The organism is Candidatus Kryptoniota bacterium (assembly GCA_036567965.1).
Lineage (GTDB): Bacteria > Bacteroidota > Ignavibacteria > Kryptoniales > JAKASW01 > JAKASW01.
Genome location: DATCTN010000026.1, coordinates 138087 through 155391, shown reverse-complemented (window position 1 = coordinate 155391; position 17305 = coordinate 138087). Strand labels below are relative to the sequence as shown.

At 50.6% G+C, this 17305-nt stretch carries 15 protein-coding genes; 3 read left to right on the top strand and 12 right to left on the bottom strand.

Annotated features, from left to right (window positions below; genetic code table 11):
• Nucleotides 1-33 precede the first annotated feature (33 nt).
• The 3 genes from sppA to VIS48_11355 form a co-directional block, all read right to left on the bottom strand.
• Nucleotides 34-864, bottom strand: a complete 831-nt coding sequence (sppA, locus tag VIS48_11365; protein HEY9166749.1) for a signal peptide peptidase SppA — start codon at nt 862-864, stop codon at nt 34-36.
• Between the two features lie 207 nt (nt 865-1071).
• Nucleotides 1072-1470 carry a DUF1634 domain-containing protein gene (locus tag VIS48_11360; protein HEY9166748.1) on the bottom strand — a complete coding sequence of 133 codons (399 nt, stop codon included), beginning with the start codon at nt 1468-1470 and terminating at the stop codon, nt 1072-1074.
• Nucleotides 1467-2351 carry a sulfite exporter TauE/SafE family protein gene (locus VIS48_11355; GenBank protein HEY9166747.1) on the bottom strand — a complete coding sequence of 295 codons (885 nt, stop codon included), beginning with the start codon at nt 2349-2351 and terminating at the stop codon, nt 1467-1469. The genes VIS48_11360 and VIS48_11355 overlap by 4 nt, the downstream gene beginning before the upstream one ends.
• A 233-nt stretch (nt 2352-2584) precedes the next feature.
• On the opposite strand from VIS48_11355, the gene VIS48_11350 reads away from it, so the two are divergent.
• The 3 genes from VIS48_11350 (at nt 2585) to VIS48_11340 (ending at nt 4838) form a co-directional block, all read left to right on the top strand.
• The gene (locus VIS48_11350; GenBank protein ID HEY9166746.1) at nt 2585-3505 is read left to right on the top strand and encodes a decaprenyl-phosphate phosphoribosyltransferase; all 921 of its coding nucleotides are present in this window, start codon (nt 2585-2587) and stop codon (nt 3503-3505) included.
• Nucleotides 3489-4337 (top strand): DMT family transporter, encoded by an 849-nt coding sequence (locus VIS48_11345; GenBank protein ID HEY9166745.1) that lies wholly within the window; start codon nt 3489-3491, stop codon nt 4335-4337. The genes VIS48_11350 and VIS48_11345 overlap by 17 nt, the downstream gene beginning before the upstream one ends.
• Before the next feature lie 99 nt (nt 4338-4436).
• Entirely contained in the window at nt 4437-4838 is a 402-nt protein-coding gene (locus VIS48_11340; GenBank protein ID HEY9166744.1) for a hypothetical protein, read from the top strand.
• A 318-nt stretch (nt 4839-5156) separates the two neighbouring features.
• On the opposite strand, the gene VIS48_11335 is transcribed toward VIS48_11340, so the two are convergent.
• From VIS48_11335 to VIS48_11295, 9 genes are all read right to left on the bottom strand, one after another.
• Nucleotides 5157-7130, bottom strand: a complete 1974-nt coding sequence (locus tag VIS48_11335; GenBank protein ID HEY9166743.1) for an ATP-dependent helicase — start codon at nt 7128-7130, stop codon at nt 5157-5159.
• Nucleotides 7130-8746, bottom strand: a complete 1617-nt coding sequence (locus VIS48_11330) for an ATP-binding protein (GenBank protein ID HEY9166742.1) — start codon at nt 8744-8746, stop codon at nt 7130-7132. The genes VIS48_11335 and VIS48_11330 overlap by 1 nt, the downstream gene beginning before the upstream one ends.
• Nucleotides 8747-8819: 73 nt before the next feature.
• Nucleotides 8820-10052 carry a PP2C family protein-serine/threonine phosphatase gene (locus VIS48_11325; protein ID HEY9166741.1) on the bottom strand — a complete coding sequence of 411 codons (1233 nt, stop codon included), beginning with the start codon at nt 10050-10052 and terminating at the stop codon, nt 8820-8822.
• Nucleotides 10052-11572, bottom strand: coding sequence for a helicase HerA-like domain-containing protein (locus VIS48_11320; GenBank protein HEY9166740.1), 1521 nt, complete (start codon nt 11570-11572; stop codon nt 10052-10054). Before VIS48_11320 ends, VIS48_11325 begins: the two co-directional genes overlap by 1 nt.
• A 3-nt stretch (nt 11573-11575) precedes the next feature.
• Nucleotides 11576-14218, bottom strand: a complete 2643-nt coding sequence (mutS, locus tag VIS48_11315) for a DNA mismatch repair protein MutS (protein ID HEY9166739.1) — start codon at nt 14216-14218, stop codon at nt 11576-11578.
• Nucleotides 14219-14536: 318 nt separating this feature from the next.
• Complete coding sequence (locus tag VIS48_11310) at nt 14537-14725, bottom strand: hypothetical protein (GenBank protein ID HEY9166738.1); 189 nt, start codon at nt 14723-14725, stop codon at nt 14537-14539.
• A gap of 147 nt (nt 14726-14872) precedes the next feature.
• Nucleotides 14873-15544 (bottom strand): hypothetical protein, encoded by a 672-nt coding sequence (locus tag VIS48_11305; GenBank protein HEY9166737.1) that lies wholly within the window; start codon nt 15542-15544, stop codon nt 14873-14875.
• Nucleotides 15541-16383, bottom strand: coding sequence for an ABC transporter permease subunit (locus tag VIS48_11300; protein ID HEY9166736.1), 843 nt, complete (start codon nt 16381-16383; stop codon nt 15541-15543). The genes VIS48_11305 and VIS48_11300 overlap by 4 nt, the downstream gene beginning before the upstream one ends.
• Nucleotides 16380-17294 carry an ABC transporter ATP-binding protein gene (locus VIS48_11295; GenBank protein HEY9166735.1) on the bottom strand — a complete coding sequence of 305 codons (915 nt, stop codon included), beginning with the start codon at nt 17292-17294 and terminating at the stop codon, nt 16380-16382. The genes VIS48_11300 and VIS48_11295 overlap by 4 nt, the downstream gene beginning before the upstream one ends.
• Nucleotides 17295-17305 lie beyond the last annotated feature (11 nt).

Sequence of the window (17305 nt, the reverse complement as noted above, 5' to 3'; positions counted from 1 at the left end):
TATATTCTCCTTTTTCCGAAGGGGTACTCCGGATTACTGCAAAAATCTATACTGTAGGACGGGCTGCTCCTCAAAGTCTTTTTCCAGGAAGTGAAACTTCGAAAGGAGGTCGCCGAAGATGAGGTCGGAAAGAGTTCTTTGCCTTCTCGCCTCGACCACAATCGGTTTCCCTTTTATGCCGCCGAGGTTCGCCGCGATCTTTATCGCGTCTTCGAAAGAGCCGAGAGTATCGACGAGCCCCAGTTTCAGCGCCTGGGAACCTGTAAAGACTCGCCCGTCCGCGATCTTCTTCAATTGGTTTATGTCGATCTTTCTTTCTCTTGACACCACTGCAATGAACTGACTGTAGGTGTCGTTGACAACTCCCTGGAAATACTGTTTATCCTGATCTGTCATCTTTCTGAAAGGAGATCCCGAATCCTTGAACTCCCCGCTTTTGATGACATTCATGTCAAGTCCGAGTTTTTCCATCAGCTTCCCGTAATTGGGGAACATCGCGATCACACCGATGCTTCCGGTCACAGTTCCAGGGTTAGCGACGATCCTCGTTGCAGGACAGCTCACATAGTATCCACCGCTTGCGGCAAGGGCGCCCATGGACACGACGACAGGCTTGACGGAATCACTTATATATTTTACCTCTTCAAAAATTTCCTGGCTTGCAGCGACCCCGCCACCGGGACTGTCGACACGAAGGAGTATTGCCTTCACGCTCCTGTTCTCGGACAGCGACATCAGGCTTGAAACGATTTCGCGAGAAGATAGGATTGTACCCGTAATGTTAGCGACTGCTATTTTGGAACCGGGACCGGAAAGATCGTACTCACTTTCTTCAGATCCGCCGCCGCTCAAGAGGACAGCCATGAAGACGCTCCCCAATAAAACGATACCGAGAATCCACAGAAAAACCTTAGTCGATTTCTTCATTGGAGCCCGATTGGTCAACTTGATAAGTCTTCATTGGACAGTATTTTAGCAATAACGGGAGTTAAAATCAATTTCCTTTCCTGCTCTCGTCAAAGAGACTAATCTACACGTTTCTGACCTTAGAGAACGAGCGGGGCGAAAACGTCACCCGAGATTAATCTTGAAGACGCTCCCTACAAGAACGCTGGCGACTATCACGAGAAACACGATCAGGGTTATACCTACGAATTTGAAATCCCTCTCTCTCCAGAATGCAAATATTGAAATAAACACACGACTCACTGGAGTAAGCAAGAGAGTTATGGTGCCGAGATACAGAAACGCTCTCGCATCGAGAGTGACCAGGCCCGAGAAAAAATCTCCGAAGGAATGGAAATACTGGCGCGACAAAGCGGGTGCTGTTCCGCCTTTCGCGAAAAGGAGGATGAGCCCCGCAAGGTAGAGAGCGACAGTCGTATACATTCCGGTTCCGAGGATAAAAGCAACAACTTTTGTAAGCGCGCGGCCTTCTGCCTCTTCGGTTCGGCGAGCATTATCTTTCATAGTGTACCAGGAAGGTTGAAATTGAATTTCAGAAGCACACCCTTCGCGATCATTTGATAGCCGAGATAAATCATGAGGAAGAAGAAGATCGTCTTGATGACCTTGCTGTGGAGTTTGTTCATTACCGAGCTCCCTAACGTCGCGCCCAGCATTGTTCCGAGCGCGACCGGGGCGACCACATATATATCGATACCCCCGGCGAGGAAGTAGACCACGGCGCTTGTCGCGGCGGTTACCCCGATCATGAATTTGCTTGTCGCGACAGCCGCTTTCATCGGGATTCCCATGAATGAATTCATTGCCGCGACTTTTATGACTCCGCCGCCGATCCCGAGAAGTCCGGACCCAATTCCAGCCAGCGAGGAAACAAGGCTTCCTTCGATCGTCCTTGTGGCGTGATAATGTACTTCGGTCTTCATGGCCTGGTCGTGGTATTTTCCGTGCAATTTCAAGGCGACCGCAATTTTGTCGCTCGACTCCAAGGAATAACCGCCCGAAGAGATCATCTTCTCTTCAGAACTCCTTGTCTTGTATGAGATAATTGCCATATAGCAGATAAGCCCACCAAAAATCATGCTCAGGATCCAGCCGTTCAGGAGGACTCCGATGAGCGCACCTATAAGAGCTCCCGTGGTTGTCGCAATCTCGAGGAACATTCCGAGTTTGATGTTCGTGATTTCCTGCTCGACATAAGAAAGCGCACCGGCGATTGATGTCGCAATGACGGATACGATGCTGGCAGCGATGGCCATGTGGATCGGGAGGTGGAAAACAAGAGAGAGAGCCGGCACGATTATAACTCCACCGCCGACGCCGACAAGTGCCCCGAAGAATCCCGCGAAGATAGCGATGAGAAACATCAAAAGATACGTAAGAAACATGGGTTGAATATATTTTGCCTGAGGAGAAAAAACAAAATGGAGAGGAGGTTCGTAATGAGCTGTTTTGAATCTGTAACAATCATTCTACGCTTCCGACGGCTGAATCCAACCACTGTGCGAAGGGTCGCTTCGGAAAGAGACAGATGTTAAGGGCGAGCGGCCCTTCGCCTGCCCTTTCTCTAATTTGTAATACAAGCCTTCAGTTGGCTAAATTGGAAAGTCAAATCGCAATGATGAGCATTCGAAGATACATAAGACTGATGAGAACGGAGCAGTGGGTAAAGAATGTCTTCGTCCTTGTCCCGCTCATTTTCTCGAAGAACCTTTTCAACCTTCCAATGTTGACCGAGACAATAGTCACCTTTGTCTCATTCTGTTTTGCCGCTTCGGGCGTGTACGTGATAAATGACATTGCTGATCGCGAGCTAGATAGGATTCATCCGGTCAAGCGAAACCGCCCGATCGCCTCGGGTGAAATTCCGGTCTTGAACGGCTGGGCATTCGCGCTCCTCCTGCTCTTGATAACGTTTTCACTCCAGACTTTTGCGTCGATCGCTCCCTCGGCTCGTGCGGCAATCGTTTTGTACATCATACTTAACCTATTCTATTCATTTCTCCTCAAGCAAGTCGTGCTTCTCGACGTGTTCGTCATCGCAATCGGATTCATCATAAGAATAACCGCGGGCGGATTTGCGATCGGGGTGAAGATTTCCAGCTGGCTCGTCATGACGACTCTCTTCATATCGATTTTCCTAGGAGTCGCTAAGAGACGGGGAGAATACGTGAACGTCACGGGAGACGAATCATCCCGGAAGGTCCTGGCGAAATACGATCTCAGCTTGATTGACCAGATCCTTTCGATATCCGCGGCGAGCGTAATCATTACTTACGCCCTTTATACCGTGTCGGAGAGAACGGTACGCGCTTTCGGGACCGAGGCGCTGATATTCACGACCGTCTTTGTCGTCTACGGAATATTCCGATACCTTTATCTCATCCACAAATCCGGGCTCGGCGAAAACCCGACGAAGGTTTTGCTTACAGACAAGCCGACGGTCGTAAATATAGTTTTCTACATCATCTCCGTTGTGACAATCATTTATTACAGGCAGCCGCTGATCGATTTCATTTTCAGATATGTCCCGATCCCGTAAACCGGAGCTCGTCCTTCTTTCTATAACACTGGTCTGGGGCGGTACATTCGCCGTAGTCAAGTTTGCCCTTACCGATTCATCCCCGCTCACTTTTCTCGCTTTAAGGTTTGGAATAGCGTCGCTCATTTTCCCGTTGATTTACCGGAAGAACTACTTCAAGATGGATAAAGCGACGCTTCTGGGAGGATTGTTCCTGGGGATTCTTCTGATGGTGGGATTCGCCCTTCAGACTGTCGGTCTCAAGTACACGACTGCTTCAAAATCGGCATTCATTACCGGACTTCTTGTAGCATTCACTCCGATTGCGCAGGGGGTCATCGAGAGAAAATCTCCGACACGCGGAAATTTGATAGGAGTTGGACTGGTTGCAGTCGGGTTGTACCTTCTCACTTCTCCGAACGGACAAAGGTTCAACATAGGAGACATACTCACACTATTCTGCGCAATCACATACGCGATATACATTGTGTATCTCGACATCTACGGCAAGAAGCACGATCCATCGAAACTGACTTTCCTCCAGCTCTCGGTGACGGCACTGCTCGCACTCGCGGCCGCACCGTTCGTCGAAACGATGCACATTCATGTCACGGCGGGTTTCGTATGGGCGATCCTGTACACTTCCATTCTGGCGACGGTCTTCTCGACATATCTGCAGACTAAGTATCAGCGTGAAACGACGCCGACAAAAGCAGCCGTCATATTTTCGATGGAGCCGGTGATGGCGAATGTCATAGCATTCTTCGCATTTGGGGAATTCGTCGGGCCGATCGGAGCGATAGGCGGCGGACTGATCATCGCCGGACTCCTGGCTTCGGAGCTACTGGGTTAAGCCGCGTGAAAATGCAAGAGCTTTATCCGTGCAGGTGAGATCAGAAAAATGATAACCGGAACATCTAATACGATTCAACCACGGATTGATATTAAACGATTGAGTCGACTTCATTATTGGCTCTCCTATAATCGTTATACGATACTGTTATATGGTGGTGGTTTCGTAATACCTCGTGGAGTCTTCATTCCGGTTTCAATCATAATTTTGACCATCCTTGCAGTCACGTTCGCTCCTTACATGCTATATGTTCTGTACAAGAATCATAATCGCGGATGGATAATTTCCTTTGTCGTCGTGGTCGGCATTCCAACAGTGCTCGCTTTCCTCTCGACTGGCAACGTAATACTTGATACCGGGCTTCATTATCTCCCTTTGCTCATGTTCTACGCATATTGTTTCGTTCTTCGGCTGGCTGTCGGCGAATGGATCAGCGACGCGAGTGCGGTAGGCGAGCTATGGACCGTTCATCGCGACGATCAAAACCTGTCGGGTCAGTAAAGTACTGCTAACGACTTTTTAGTCTCAGCCATGCACCAAGAAATAGTACTTGCAAGACGGCAGGTAGTCCTCAAGGATCTCAGGATAAGAGTCAGTATGAGCTGCCTGCGGAGTCTCAACGAATATGTGAAGGAGACTCCGATATTTTTACAAAGCGGGAATATGGATGAGCCCTTCAGAAGATTCTTCGTCGTCACTAACCAATTGTTCCTCAGAATCCCCGGAATGACAAGAATTGATTGCATGTCATTCAGGAACCGCTTACTGAATTTGGAATTTGCGCGATACTACGGAGGGCTTAAGAGACGCGGCATATTTCTATTCGAAATCCAGATTCCACTTCTCGAAGAATTCCGGAGGCACGACGTCTATGAACCTGCTCGGCTTGGTGAATATCTTCCCGCTTTCCCTGTCGTAAATGTTCATCGGGTATGTGACGTACAGGTTCTCTTTCGCTCTCGTGCACGCGACATACATTAATCTTCGCTCTTCTTCAAGCTCGTCATCGTCTTCGCCCGCATGGACGGAGGGGAATTTGCCGTCAAGCGCCCATATGACGAACACGCTGTTCCATTCCAGTCCCTTCGCGGAATGGATCGTCGAGAGATTCAGCTGTTCCTCCTCGCGGTCGCTTTCTCCCATTTCGATGACACTTTCAGTCGGCGGCTCAAGCGCAAGGTCCGCAAGAAAATTTTGAAGCGACCTGTAACGTTCAGCAATCGACGCGAACATCACTAAATCCTTTTCGCGCTCCTGATAATCGTCGTATTTCTGTCTCATAAGCGGCTGGTAATACCGCAACACCGATTCGACCTTGTCGACAGGGTGATTCGATTTGCCACCTTCTTCTGTAATGAATTCCATCAGCTCTGAAATGCTCGACGGCACCTTGGTCTCGGAGTCATCAGTTGCACCGCCGCCCTGTGCGATCCTATCGAGGACTTTTTCTGCTACGCGCGGACCCACTCCCGGGTGAAGAAGGAGTATCCTGTGCCACCCCACGGCGTCCTGTGGATTGTCCATTATCCTTAGAAACGCAACGACGTCCTTCACGTGCGCCGATTCAACGAGCTTCATCCCGCCGAATTTCACGTAAGGTATATTCGCGCGAGTCAATTCAATTTCCAGATCAAACGATAGATAAGACGATCTGAAGAGGACCGCGATGTCGTTCAGCGCCACTCCTGCTTCACGCAGCTCGAGGATTCTCTGGACAACAAATTTCGATTGCACGTTTTCATTTTCGGCTGAAATGATCGCCGGTTTCTCGCCGGCCCTCTTTCTGGAATAGAGTTCCTTCTCATATTTCTCTTTTGCCGCATCTATGATCTTGTTCGAGAAATTAAGTATTCCCTGTGTCGACCTGTAATTCTCTGTGAGCTTTATGATCTTGCATTCCGGAAAATATGTCGGGAAATCGAATATGTTCCTGAAATTCGCGCCGCGAAAGGAGTAGATGCTCTGTGCGTCATCGCCGACCACCATCACGTTTTGTTTTTCCATCCCGAGAAGCCTGACGATCTCTCCCTGGACTTTGTTCGTGTCCTGGAACTCATCGACCATCACGAAGTTGAATTTTCCGGCCACCGCTTTTCTCACCGGGTCATTTTGGATTAACAGCTCACGGAGATTCTTCAGCAGGTCATCATAATCCATCAGGTTATATTTCCGTTTGTACTCCTCGTACTGATTCTTGAGCTTGAGTATGTCATCCAGCTGCTCGACGAATCTCGGATAATCCTTGAAGACTATTTCTTCAATTTTGACAAGAGTGTTTTCGGACCGACTGTAAATGTCGACGAGGGTTTCCTTTTTCGGAAATCTTTTAGATTTCTTCTCGGGGCTCATGCGGGTGCGAAGCAAGTTTACGACATCCGCGGCATCGGAGTCGTCGAGTATCGTGAACTGTTCCCCGTAACCGAGAACCTTGGCGTAATGCCTGAGAGTCACGTTCGCGAAGGAATGGAATGTTCCGCCCGCGACCTGGTCTGCGGAAGCAGATTTCAAAAGTGCCCCCGCGCGTTTCAGCATCTCGTTAGCCGCTTTGCGGGTGAATGTGAGGAGTAGTATCGATTGTGGATTGCCGCCAAGTTCGACAAGATATGCCACACGGTAAGTAAGAGTTTTCGTCTTGCCCGTGCCTGCGCCGGCGATCACGAGGACGGGGCTGTCGACGGTCCTGACAACCTCGAGCTGATCGGGGTTCAGGTCGCCTTCATAGTTTATCTTGAAGACTCTTCGCTGCGCCTCACCGACGGCGCTTTTTTTTATCGTGTACTTTTTGGAATCCATTACTGTGGAATCGTGAAATAGAACTTCGAGCCCTTGCCCGGTTCGCTTTCGGCCCAGACTCTGCCGCCGTGGAGCTCGACAAGACGCCTGGACAAAGCGAGTCCCAGCCCGACGCCGCGATACTTCTTTGCGTACGGGTTCTGCTGAAGCTGCTCGAACGGCTTGAAGAGCCTTTCTATGTCTTCGCTCTTTATTCCCATTCCGAAATCTTCCACGCAGAAATGAATCGCAGTCTCGTTCTTCCACGCATTAAGGTTGATCTTGCCGCCGAAGTGGCTGAACTTCACCGCGTTCGAGAGGAGATTGATCACTATCTGCCTCATCTTCTGCGCGTCGGCAAATATTTCTCCGACAGACTCGTCTATGTCCGTCACGATCTCGATTTTCTTTTCCAGCGCCATCGGCTCAACGATCTTAACTGCTTGCATCAGCTCGTCGTAGACCTGGAACCTTGTCTTCTCCAGCTTCAACCGCCCGATCTCGAGCCTCGAAAGATCGAGGAGGTCGTTAACCAACTCGAGCAAATGCCTCCCGCTGCTGCTGATGTGGCCGATGAACTGTCTTGCCATATCCTGCGGCATCTCATTCATGTCGGTCTGCAGCACTTCCCCGAACCCGATGATCGCGTTCAGCGGCGTCCTGAGTTCGTGACTCATGTTGGCAAGGAATTCAGATTTCGCCCTGTTCGCGTTTTCGGCCTTCCTCCGCTGGACTTCAAGCGCGATCGTGTTCTGCTGCATCTCGTCGAACAGTTTCGCGTTTCGCATTGCGAGCGAGCACTGGTGGGCGAAAAGCTCCAGAAGGATTTCGGAATACTCTTCTCCCGTGAAGACATAGCAGAGGAATCCCTCCGGAATATGGTCGACGTGCAGCGGGACGAGCACGAACCGCTTCATCCCAAGCTGGTCGGCGAATTGCGGGATCTCTCGTTCGCCGACAAAGAACCCGATCAACTCGGACAAGTCCGTACCGATGTACGGCTTTCTGGTGCGTGCCAGCTTCTTAAGAAAATCCATTTCCACGCGGGGCAGTTCTATGATTCTGAGGTCGATGTCGTAAATGTCGACAAGCTTCTCCAGCACGCCGCCTCCGCCTCCCGAGTAATTGGAAGAATTGAGCGTGTCGGACCCCGTGTTGAAAAGCATGAGTGCGGATAGATGCGCGCCCGTGACCTCCTGCGCGTTCGAGACGATTCTCTGGAGGACATCCTGCACGCTGCCCGGAGAGGCGAGCGCGACGCTGTTCTCCTGAAGTTTTAAGATGTGTTTCGTGAAAACCTTATTCTGCTCGACAAATTTTTTGTCGGCAAGCGTTCTTACGTAGTCATCCATCTCAGGTACAAGCCTGATAAAACCGTATCCGATAAAGAAGATGCCGAGAAGAAACAACCCGAAATAGCTTACAACATCGTAAGGAAGATTAATGACGTCAGGTATTGTGACGATTCCTTTTAGCGCTTCCATTGCCATTCCAAGAGAGATCAGGCTAAGACCGATGGGAATATTTTTCCAGCCGGCAACCACGCCGTATCCACCGCGCCGCTGTCGATAGATCGTATAGAGGGTTATCGAAATCGTGATCGCAAAAACAGCGATCTTATATATCGTGAGAATCATTTAGCTAAGATTTCCTGTCACGGATTCCATGAATCAGATTCTGATCGCGTTCGCGCGTCCGAAATCGCGCCCTTCAGCTTAGTCTTTTGATGACGACGAGTGTCTTGTCGTCAGTATACGTCGCTGAAGTGGAGAATTTCTGAACGTCTTCCAGAATTTGGTAACAAATCTTCCGAGGCTCGAATTGAGCCAGCTCAACAAGCTGGGCCTTTAGTCTGTCTTCGCCATAAAGTGCGAAGTTCGCGTCGTGAGCCTCGGATATTCCGTCAGTATAAATGAGCAGGACGTCACCCACCTCGAAGTTCACGTTACCTATTTTGTATTGCGCGTTCGGCGCGATCCCGAGCGCGGGACCCGTCGGCTGAAGGAGGGCGACATCGCCTTTCGACTTTTTGATAAACATGGGCGAGTTGTGTCCGGCGTTCACGTAAAGGAAAAGGCTGCTCTTCCCGTCCGAGAATTCGCCGTAAAAAAGTGTCACGAACCTCGAATCTGAAAAAGCTGAATTGACAAGGTTATTGACCTTCTTTACGAGAGAGGCCATGTTGGTTTGGAGCTCGACCCCCATCTTGAGTGCGCCGGAAACATAAAGCGCTTCGACGGCGGCACTCAGTCCCTTGCTGGCCGCGTCGCCGACCGCTACGCCGAGCCGTTCGTGTTCCTCGCCCGCCGGAAGGTAATCGAAAAAGTCTCCTCCCACGACCCGTTCGGGAATCGAGACTCCAAAAATCTCGTATGATCCGAATTTCTGTTCGTGTTCGGGAAGTATACTCCGCTGGATCTCACGAGCCCTATCGAGATCTTGCTCGAGCTGTTTCGTCCGCGCGAGTGCCCGCCTCTCCCGAAGCACGCCGGTGATCGCGCTTCCGATCACGTTCAAGGTGTCGAAAAGTGTTTGATCGACTCCGTCCGAATTGAACGCAAGGATGTATGGATAGAGATGAATCCCTTTTACTCTTACTTTTTCACCGACTCCCGTCGCGGAGTACTCCGCAATACCTCTCTTTCGCAAATCCGGATTCGCTTCTGAGCTGAGGAGCGTCTTCTGATTGCCGATCTTCACAAAGTCGGGATACTCCGACACCTTTATCGCATACTCGTCGGCCATCATCTTGACTTTCCCGATTTGCTTGACGAGAATATATGTGTTCTTCCTCGGGATGAGTTTCCAGACCCGTCCGCCTTTTATCCTGATCTGATCCGAGTTCATGATTTCCTCGACCACGCCTTGCAACAAGTCCTCGTCGCTCTTGTAATCTTTCAGCGCCATCTTCTCGATGGCATGAAAAAGCTGCCTTTGATTCATCAGTTGCTGATCCTTCTCCATCTATCCACGACGGCAGCGAGATCGACGGCGGGAGGAAGGATGCTCCACTTCGTGTAGAATTCGACGTCCTTGCTTCTCGGAAATGGATTTGGAGCATCGATCTTAGTTCTCATCGGGACTATCGACGCGTCTCCGAGGAGCAGGCACTCACCTTGCTTCAGGGCCGGGATGATGTCCAGGAGATCGGCCATCGACTCGGGGACCAGCTTTGCAACGTAGGCCTGGTCGTCCGGGTTAGACAAGCGCATAGCGACGAAATTGCTGCATTGCGAAAGGATCGATTCGGCAACGTCGATCGGTCGCTGGCTTACAACCATACAGCTGACGCCATATTTCCTCCCTTCCTTCACGACCCGCTCGATTGTGCGGCGCGCAGTCTGCGATGAGCTGCGCATGTTGAGATAATTGTGCGCCTCTTCCAGCACAAGCAGGATAGGCAGGTTGGCACGGTATGGATTCCACATATTGAAATCGAAGACGAGACGCGCGAGGAGAGAGACGAGTGCGTTTATCACTTCCTGCGGAACACTGTTCAGATTGAGCACCACGACCGATTTGCCCGATTTCAATCCGAACAACGACTCTAGAAACGGGGCGAAGGATTCCGAGGTCTTGAAACTCTTCGGCTTGAAGAGAAACTCGAAGCGTTTGTCGTTCAACTTCGTATCGAACTTGAAAACAAATCTCGTGAAGTTCCCATAGAACGGACCTTCCTTCCCGTTCGGAAGACGCTCGGTGTCGAGCGCCTGCATCCTCACCTTCACATCGGCCAGATCGAAGTATACGGGCGAGTCGACTGTTATCGAGTCTTTGTAAGCGAGGTTCTTCATCCGCTTACTGTTCAGGACGATTTCCGACATTACGACGGTCTCGCTTCTCGCAGCAGGGTCGTCGGGATCAATAAACGTTTCGACGAGCTCGTCAAAATTCATCGCCCAGTAGGGAAGTTCAAACTCGCCGATGTTGACACGTTCAGCCATGTCTCCGAACGCGTCTGCGTACTCATCGTGAAGATCGAGCAGAATTATTCTTGCGCCCGGAAGTTTGGCAACTTTCTGCAGAATTGACGCTACCGCGCACGACTTTCCGGAACCGGTTGCGCCAACTATCGCGACGTGCCTGCTGAAAAATTTGTCCGGGTCGATGTAATTCTTCTTCTCGTTCAGGAGCGAGATCGTGCCGAGTGTAAAATCGTACCGCCTGTTTGTGTTGAAGATGAGGTCGAGATCGGCTTCTGACGGAAGCTCGATCGGCGCGCCCGCGAACGGAAGTTCTTCGGTCCCGCGCTCAAACCGCCCGCCGCTGAATTTACCGAACAGGTTCGTCGAGAACCTGACGGTCTCCGGCGAGCTGAGTTCCATCGACGTGACGACCCCGAGTATTTTACTCTCAGCCAACACGACGGATATATATGCCCCGACGCTGAATTCGTTGGTGATGCTTGTTTCCCCGATCATCGTGGCTCCGCGAACCGAAACGACTTTTCCCGAAAAAGCCATCTGTTACTCCTTTTCTAGTATCTTTTTTATTTCCGCAATTTTATTAAGTGCTTCAACGGGCGTAAGATTGTTAACATCCACGTCCCTTATCTTCTTCCTCAGCTCTTCGTCGCCTAACTGGAACATCTCAATTTGGAGATCGCCCTCTTTATTCCTCGAGAGGACTTTTTTCGCACGCGGCATCTTTGGTCCCACATGGCTCTCGGACGCCGATTCGGTGGCGGATACCTCGAACGATTCGAGATTTTTCAGGATCTCCTTTGCACGTGATGTAACAGCGCGCGGAATTCCCGCCATCTCCGCGACATGAATTCCGTAACTGTGATCTGCGCTTCCTTCCACAATCTTGTGAAGGAAAACAACCTTACCACCGTATTCCCTGACATCTGCTTTGAAGTTCTTGACATGAGTGTAAAGTTCGGCAAGCTCGTTCAACTCGTGGTAGTGTGTAGCGAATAGAGTCCGCGCTGATCTTGCCGGATTCTGATGAAGATATTCTACTATTGACCAGGCGATGGACACGCCGTCGAATGTGCTTGTCCCTCTCCCGATTTCGTCGAGAATTACAAGACTCCTCGGAGTCGCGTTGTTCAGAATATTTGCCGCTTCCTGCATCTCGACCATGAATGTGCTCTCACCTGAAGTAATGCTGTCCGAAGCTCCGACACGTGTGAATATCTTGTCGACAACACCGATGCGGGCACTTTTTGCGGGAACAAACGATCCTGCCTGTGCCATCAACACTATCAGCGCAACCTGCCTGATATAAACGCTCTTGCCCGCCATATTCGGACCGGTTATCAATACGATCTGATCTTTTCCTTCCGACAACAAAATCCCGTTCGGTACAAAACTTTCCCCGCTGGGAAGAACGCGTTCCACCATCGGATGCCTTCCATCCGTGATTTCGAGATCGATCGAGTCGTCGACGACCGGTCTCACATAGTCGTTCTCAACAGCGGCTCTGGCAAAAGAAATCATCATGTCGACAAGGGCGATTGCTCTCGATGTCATCAGCAGCGAGGCTGAGTGAGCGATAATCTCGTCGCGAATCTCTTCAAATAGCTGGAGCTCGAGCTTCTGAATTTTCTCTTCAGCGTGCAGGACCTTCTCTTCATACTCCTTCAGCTCCTGCGTAATGAAGCGCTCGGCATTCACAAGAGTCTGTTTCCTCACGTAGTCGGCGGGCACGCGGGAAAGGTTCGAATTCGTGACTTCGATATAATACCCAAACACAGAATTATAATCGACCTTCAATGACGAGATACCCGTTCGTTGCCTTTCAGAGACTTGAAGCCGGGCGATCCATCCCTTTGCGTCCAGCGAGAACGAGCGGATCTCGTCGAGCTCCGTGTTATAACCTTTCCTTATTATGCCGCCATCGGAAACCGAGGCAGGTAGTTCATCTGAGAGTGACTTTTCAAGGATCGCCAGGAGTTGCGCTTCGGTGTTGATCTCATTGGAGGCTTCTTTCAAATCTCTTGCGTTCAGTTTCTCGAGCTCCGTCTTGATATTGGGAATCCGCCTGAGCATTTCACGGAGTGCGCCGACTTCTCGCGGCGATGCTCTCTTTGTCGATATACGCGCGACGAGTCTTTCAAGATCCCCGAACCCTCCCAAAATATCCGAGAGCCTCCCGCGAACATCCCGGTTATCGACGATCTCTTCAACAGCATCAAGCCTGGCATTTATGTCCGGAGGACTCAGCAACGGCTGAAGAAAGACCCGCCGGAGAAGTCTTGAGCCCATTGAAGTGAGTGTGAAATCGCAGGTGGACACCAGAGTTGGCCCGCCTTCGCAGGAGCTCTCTGCAATTTCAAGATGCTTCCGGCTGGTCCTGTTGATCTCGAGAAACCCTGCAAGACTGAATTCAGACAACCCGACGACGTGGGCCAGGTTGCCGTTTTGAGTTTCCGCGAGATAATCGAGCGCGGCGCCCGCCGCTTCTACGGCGAGAGGTTTTGATTCCAGCCCGAAACCTTTCAGGCTCTGGACCTTGAAATGATGAACAAGCTTGTCGTAGGCATAATCATAATTGAATATATAATCGTCTCTCCGGGTTAACGTGACCTTCTTGAGAGGTCCCTCAATGAAAGGAGCCAGAGTATCCACCATATCCCTCGGGATGACGACTTCGAGCGGTTCGATCCTTGCCAGGTAACTTTCGAGACGGTTCAGGTCTCCGTGTGAATAATTAAATTCGCCGGTTGTCGCGTCGCAAAATGCGAGACCGAATTCACGGTCGTCGGATATCAATGAAGCGAAGTAATTGTTTTGTTTCGACGAATCCGCCGAGAAATTCACGCCCGGAGTAACAACTTCCACGATATCCCGCTTCACGATTCCTTTCGCGAATTTTGGATCCTCGAGCTGTTCACATACAGCGACCCTGTAGCCGGCCTTCACGAGCTTTGGCAAATACTGATTGATGGCGTGATGTGGAAAACCCGCAAGAGGGATATCGGAAGCGGCACCATTAGCCCTACGCGTGAGTGTAATTGAGAGCACCGAGCTCGCGATCCGCGCGTCCTCCTCAAACGTTTCATAGAAATCGCCCATCCTAAATAACACTATCGCGTCGGGGTAGCGATCCTTGACCTTCCTGTACTGGACCATGAGCGGCGTTATCGACTGGCCCTTGCTCATTTCGATCCGATCAGGTCTATTGCCTCACAGGGGTATGCACAACATGAAAAGAAAGATCCGCAGGCTCGTAGCTCAAGTCTCCCCCCGCAACGACAAGCACCCGGAAGGTTTCCGAATTTCAATTCTTCCTCTCTCTTGATTGCGTTTAAAATATACTTGAGGTGTGAAAGTTTATCAAGAAACTCGCTTCGTGGTGCTGGATTCGACGAGTCGAGTGGGATTGGGTTCTCGTCATGGCGGTCATATCCGTTGCTGATTGCCACGGACGAGGAAAATATCCGTGCTGCCGGCTAAGTCGGGCAAAGTTGCCCGACCGTCTTAGTCCCTTCTGGCAAAAGCCAGCTCACCGACTCCCCACGCAATCGCGAAGAGCAGGACGGTTTGCGCAAACTCATGCCAGGTGGAATTTGAAACAAAGAAATGGTGCCCGGTCAGTTTGCCGACCAGTCCAATTGCGAAACTGACAGCTGCAACCATAATGGAGAAGGTTATAACACGACTTTTCATGCTCGGCCTCACTTCTTATTGTTTGCTAACACTCAACAACCGAAAATAGGGCGCGCAGGCTTCAAACGCAAACGGGCCTTTCTAGTCCTTTCGGGACGTCAAAATGAAGCCTTTCAAAAGTTTGAACCCCTCACGATTTCTACCTAGTCACTCTTCCGTTTTGAATATTGAGTCGCTCAATCCGGAATTGATCTTATAATTCGAATAATAAATTTCGACGTTCCCCTTCAATCCTCTCCTTACCGCCTGCTCGCCGCCGAATCTCCCCATCGGCATATTACCCTTATCGATATCGAGGTTCACATCGATTCGAACAGGAAGTTGAAAATTCCCGAACCTGTCGTATGTGATTTTCGCACTCGCTTGTCTTCCCGGGTACGGCACGCTCGCGATTTCCCGGATGAGCCAATCCCGTTCATCGATCGTAAGGATCACTTCCCTCATCCCGCTCTCATCCTTCTTCGGACTCAACGAGACTCGAACGGCGGGAACTCCATCGACTTCCGTTGTGTCCACGAACTTTACGTCAAACGCATCCGGATCGAATTTCTTTGGATTAAATACTCCCACTTCTTTTGGGAGAAAGAACAATCCTTTCGATTCCATTTTATATTTGTCCGGCTCCTTGTAGTAAACAGTGCCTTCCATGTCGGGGGATTTTACGTCAGGAATGTCCATGTGGACTTTCACATTGACTACGTAATCTTCAATCCCCGCGAATTTGGAAAGCGCATTTTTCAGATATTGGACCCCGTCTTCCTTTTGAGCCGGATTCAAAATAAAAAGGAGACTTACTGCCGCGAGCAGGAAATTTGTCAACTTTTTATATCCTTTCTGACGAAAACCAAATACGCGACGCCGAAAAATAAAACGTCGTGACCGAGAAGAGCCAGCGTGTATTTTGATATCTCGCCCCAGTTAATTGGATCATCGAGAAACAGCTGCCAGATATTCATGTAGGTTGTGAACAGGTACGGCTTGATGGCATCGACAAAATCAAACGGAAGGTTGCCCAGCACAAAGAAGACCACCACTATCGCCATCGAGCCGATAATCGGGCCGATCGAGTTGTCGACGAGTGTCGAAAACAGGAATGCAAGAGATCCAACTACGGACATCGAGAGGATCGCCGACAGGAAAGCGAGCATTGTCCTCGACACCGCGAGATGTTCCTGTAGGATGACGACGTGCGGGATTCCGGTCTGGAATCTGATCATGTCACCGCTTCCAAAAAACGCGAGCCCGATCCCGACGCACAGAGCCGCGAGAAAAACGATGAGGGCAGCGGTGTAAAAGAGCATAGCGAGGTACTTCGTGAAGATAATTTTCGACCTCGAAGGCGGACGTATAAGGAGAAACCTGATCGTCCCCGACGTGTATTCGGACGACACCATATCGCCGGCGACGAGTGTGATCAGAAACGGGACGTGCACATATAATGAGTTCATGATCAGCGCGGTGATTACCCAGACGTTGAGGATATTTCCGGAGACCATGAAATCGCCGTTGAGTTCGCCAGCGAAGCCGTGAGCCATTTTCGCCTGGTTCAATTTCAGGATTACCTCGAGAAGGATCACCGCCCCCGCGACCGCGGCAAATCCGATATACGTACGCCAGCGCCTGAATGTCTTGAAAAGCTCAATTCCAAATAGACTCATACCTCGGACGCTCCTTCCGTAATTTTCAGGAAATAATCTTCGAGCGTCCGCCTGGCTGCAAACGAAGAGACTTCCACACCGCCCGTGACGAGAATTCTATTTAATTCGGCTGCACGGGATGAATCGATGTGGACGTCGATCGCGGCATCAGCCTGCGCCACCTCGACCCAATCGAGCTTCCGCAGGATCTCCAGCGCTTTCTCCCGCGGAGTCGCCGTAATGGAGTAATAAGTCCTGTCACCGTTGAGTAGCTCCGAGACATCACCCTGCGCAACAAGTTCTCCGTGATTCAATACAGCCATCCTGTTTGCAACCGCCTCGACTTCGGTAAGGAGATGTGAGGAGAGAAGTATCGTTGTCCCATGATCCTTCGAGAGAGTGCGGACGAGGTCCCGCACTTCCTTCATTCCCTGCGGGTCGAGTCCCGATGTCGGCTCGTCAAGTATCACTAGCTCCGGTTTCGTCAGGATGGCCTGCGCGATGCCGAGTCTCTGCTTCATACCGTGTGAAAATGTTTTTACCCGATCCTTCGCCCTCGATTTCAGTCCGACGATTTCAAGCGCGTTATGAATCTCATCCTTTGTGACCTTGCGCGTGAGCGAGCCGAGGATCTCCAGATTCCTGTAAGCGGAGAGGTAAAGGTAGAAATCTGGTTTCTCTACAATTCCGCACACCCTCGAGAGGACGAACTCCCTGCTGCGTCTCACTTCGGTCCCGAATATTTTCACATTTCCCGATGTCGGTTCAAGCAGAGTGAGAATCATCCTTATCGTCGTACTCTTCCCCGCGCCATTTGGTCCGAGGAAACCGAATACATCGCCGGCGTTCACGCGAAGGTTGAGATCCTTCACAGCCCAGCGGCTCCCGAATTTCTTGCTCAATCCCGCAGTCTCTAAGATTACTTCAGACATTCTTAACCGGT

Excerpts from the sequence above, each read along its gene's own strand:
- sppA (HEY9166749.1), bottom strand. The coding sequence starts at position 864 with ATGGCTGTCCTCTTGAGCGGCGGCGGATCTGAAGAAAGTGAGTACGAT.
- VIS48_11360 (HEY9166748.1), bottom strand. The coding sequence starts at position 1,470 with ATGAAAGATAATGCTCGCCGAACCGAAGAGGCAGAAGGCCGCGCGCTT.
- VIS48_11355 (HEY9166747.1), bottom strand. The coding sequence starts at position 2,351 with ATGTTTCTTACGTATCTTTTGATGTTTCTCATCGCTATCTTCGCGGGA.
- VIS48_11350 (HEY9166746.1), top strand. The coding sequence starts at position 2,585 with ATGAGCATTCGAAGATACATAAGACTGATGAGAACGGAGCAGTGGGTA.
- VIS48_11345 (HEY9166745.1), top strand. The coding sequence starts at position 3,489 with ATGTCCCGATCCCGTAAACCGGAGCTCGTCCTTCTTTCTATAACACTG.
- VIS48_11335 (HEY9166743.1), bottom strand. The coding sequence starts at position 7,130 with ATGGATTCCAAAAAGTACACGATAAAAAAAAGCGCCGTCGGTGAGGCG.
- VIS48_11330 (HEY9166742.1), bottom strand. The coding sequence starts at position 8,746 with ATGATTCTCACGATATATAAGATCGCTGTTTTTGCGATCACGATTTCG.
- VIS48_11325 (HEY9166741.1), bottom strand. The coding sequence starts at position 10,052 with ATGAATCAAAGGCAGCTTTTTCATGCCATCGAGAAGATGGCGCTGAAA.
- VIS48_11320 (HEY9166740.1), bottom strand. The coding sequence starts at position 11,572 with ATGGCTTTTTCGGGAAAAGTCGTTTCGGTTCGCGGAGCCACGATGATC.
- mutS (HEY9166739.1), bottom strand. The coding sequence starts at position 14,218 with ATGAGCAAGGGCCAGTCGATAACGCCGCTCATGGTCCAGTACAGGAAG.
- VIS48_11310 (HEY9166738.1), bottom strand. The coding sequence starts at position 14,725 with ATGAAAAGTCGTGTTATAACCTTCTCCATTATGGTTGCAGCTGTCAGT.
- VIS48_11300 (HEY9166736.1), bottom strand. The coding sequence starts at position 16,383 with ATGAGTCTATTTGGAATTGAGCTTTTCAAGACATTCAGGCGCTGGCGT.
- VIS48_11295 (HEY9166735.1), bottom strand. The coding sequence starts at position 17,294 with ATGTCTGAAGTAATCTTAGAGACTGCGGGATTGAGCAAGAAATTCGGG.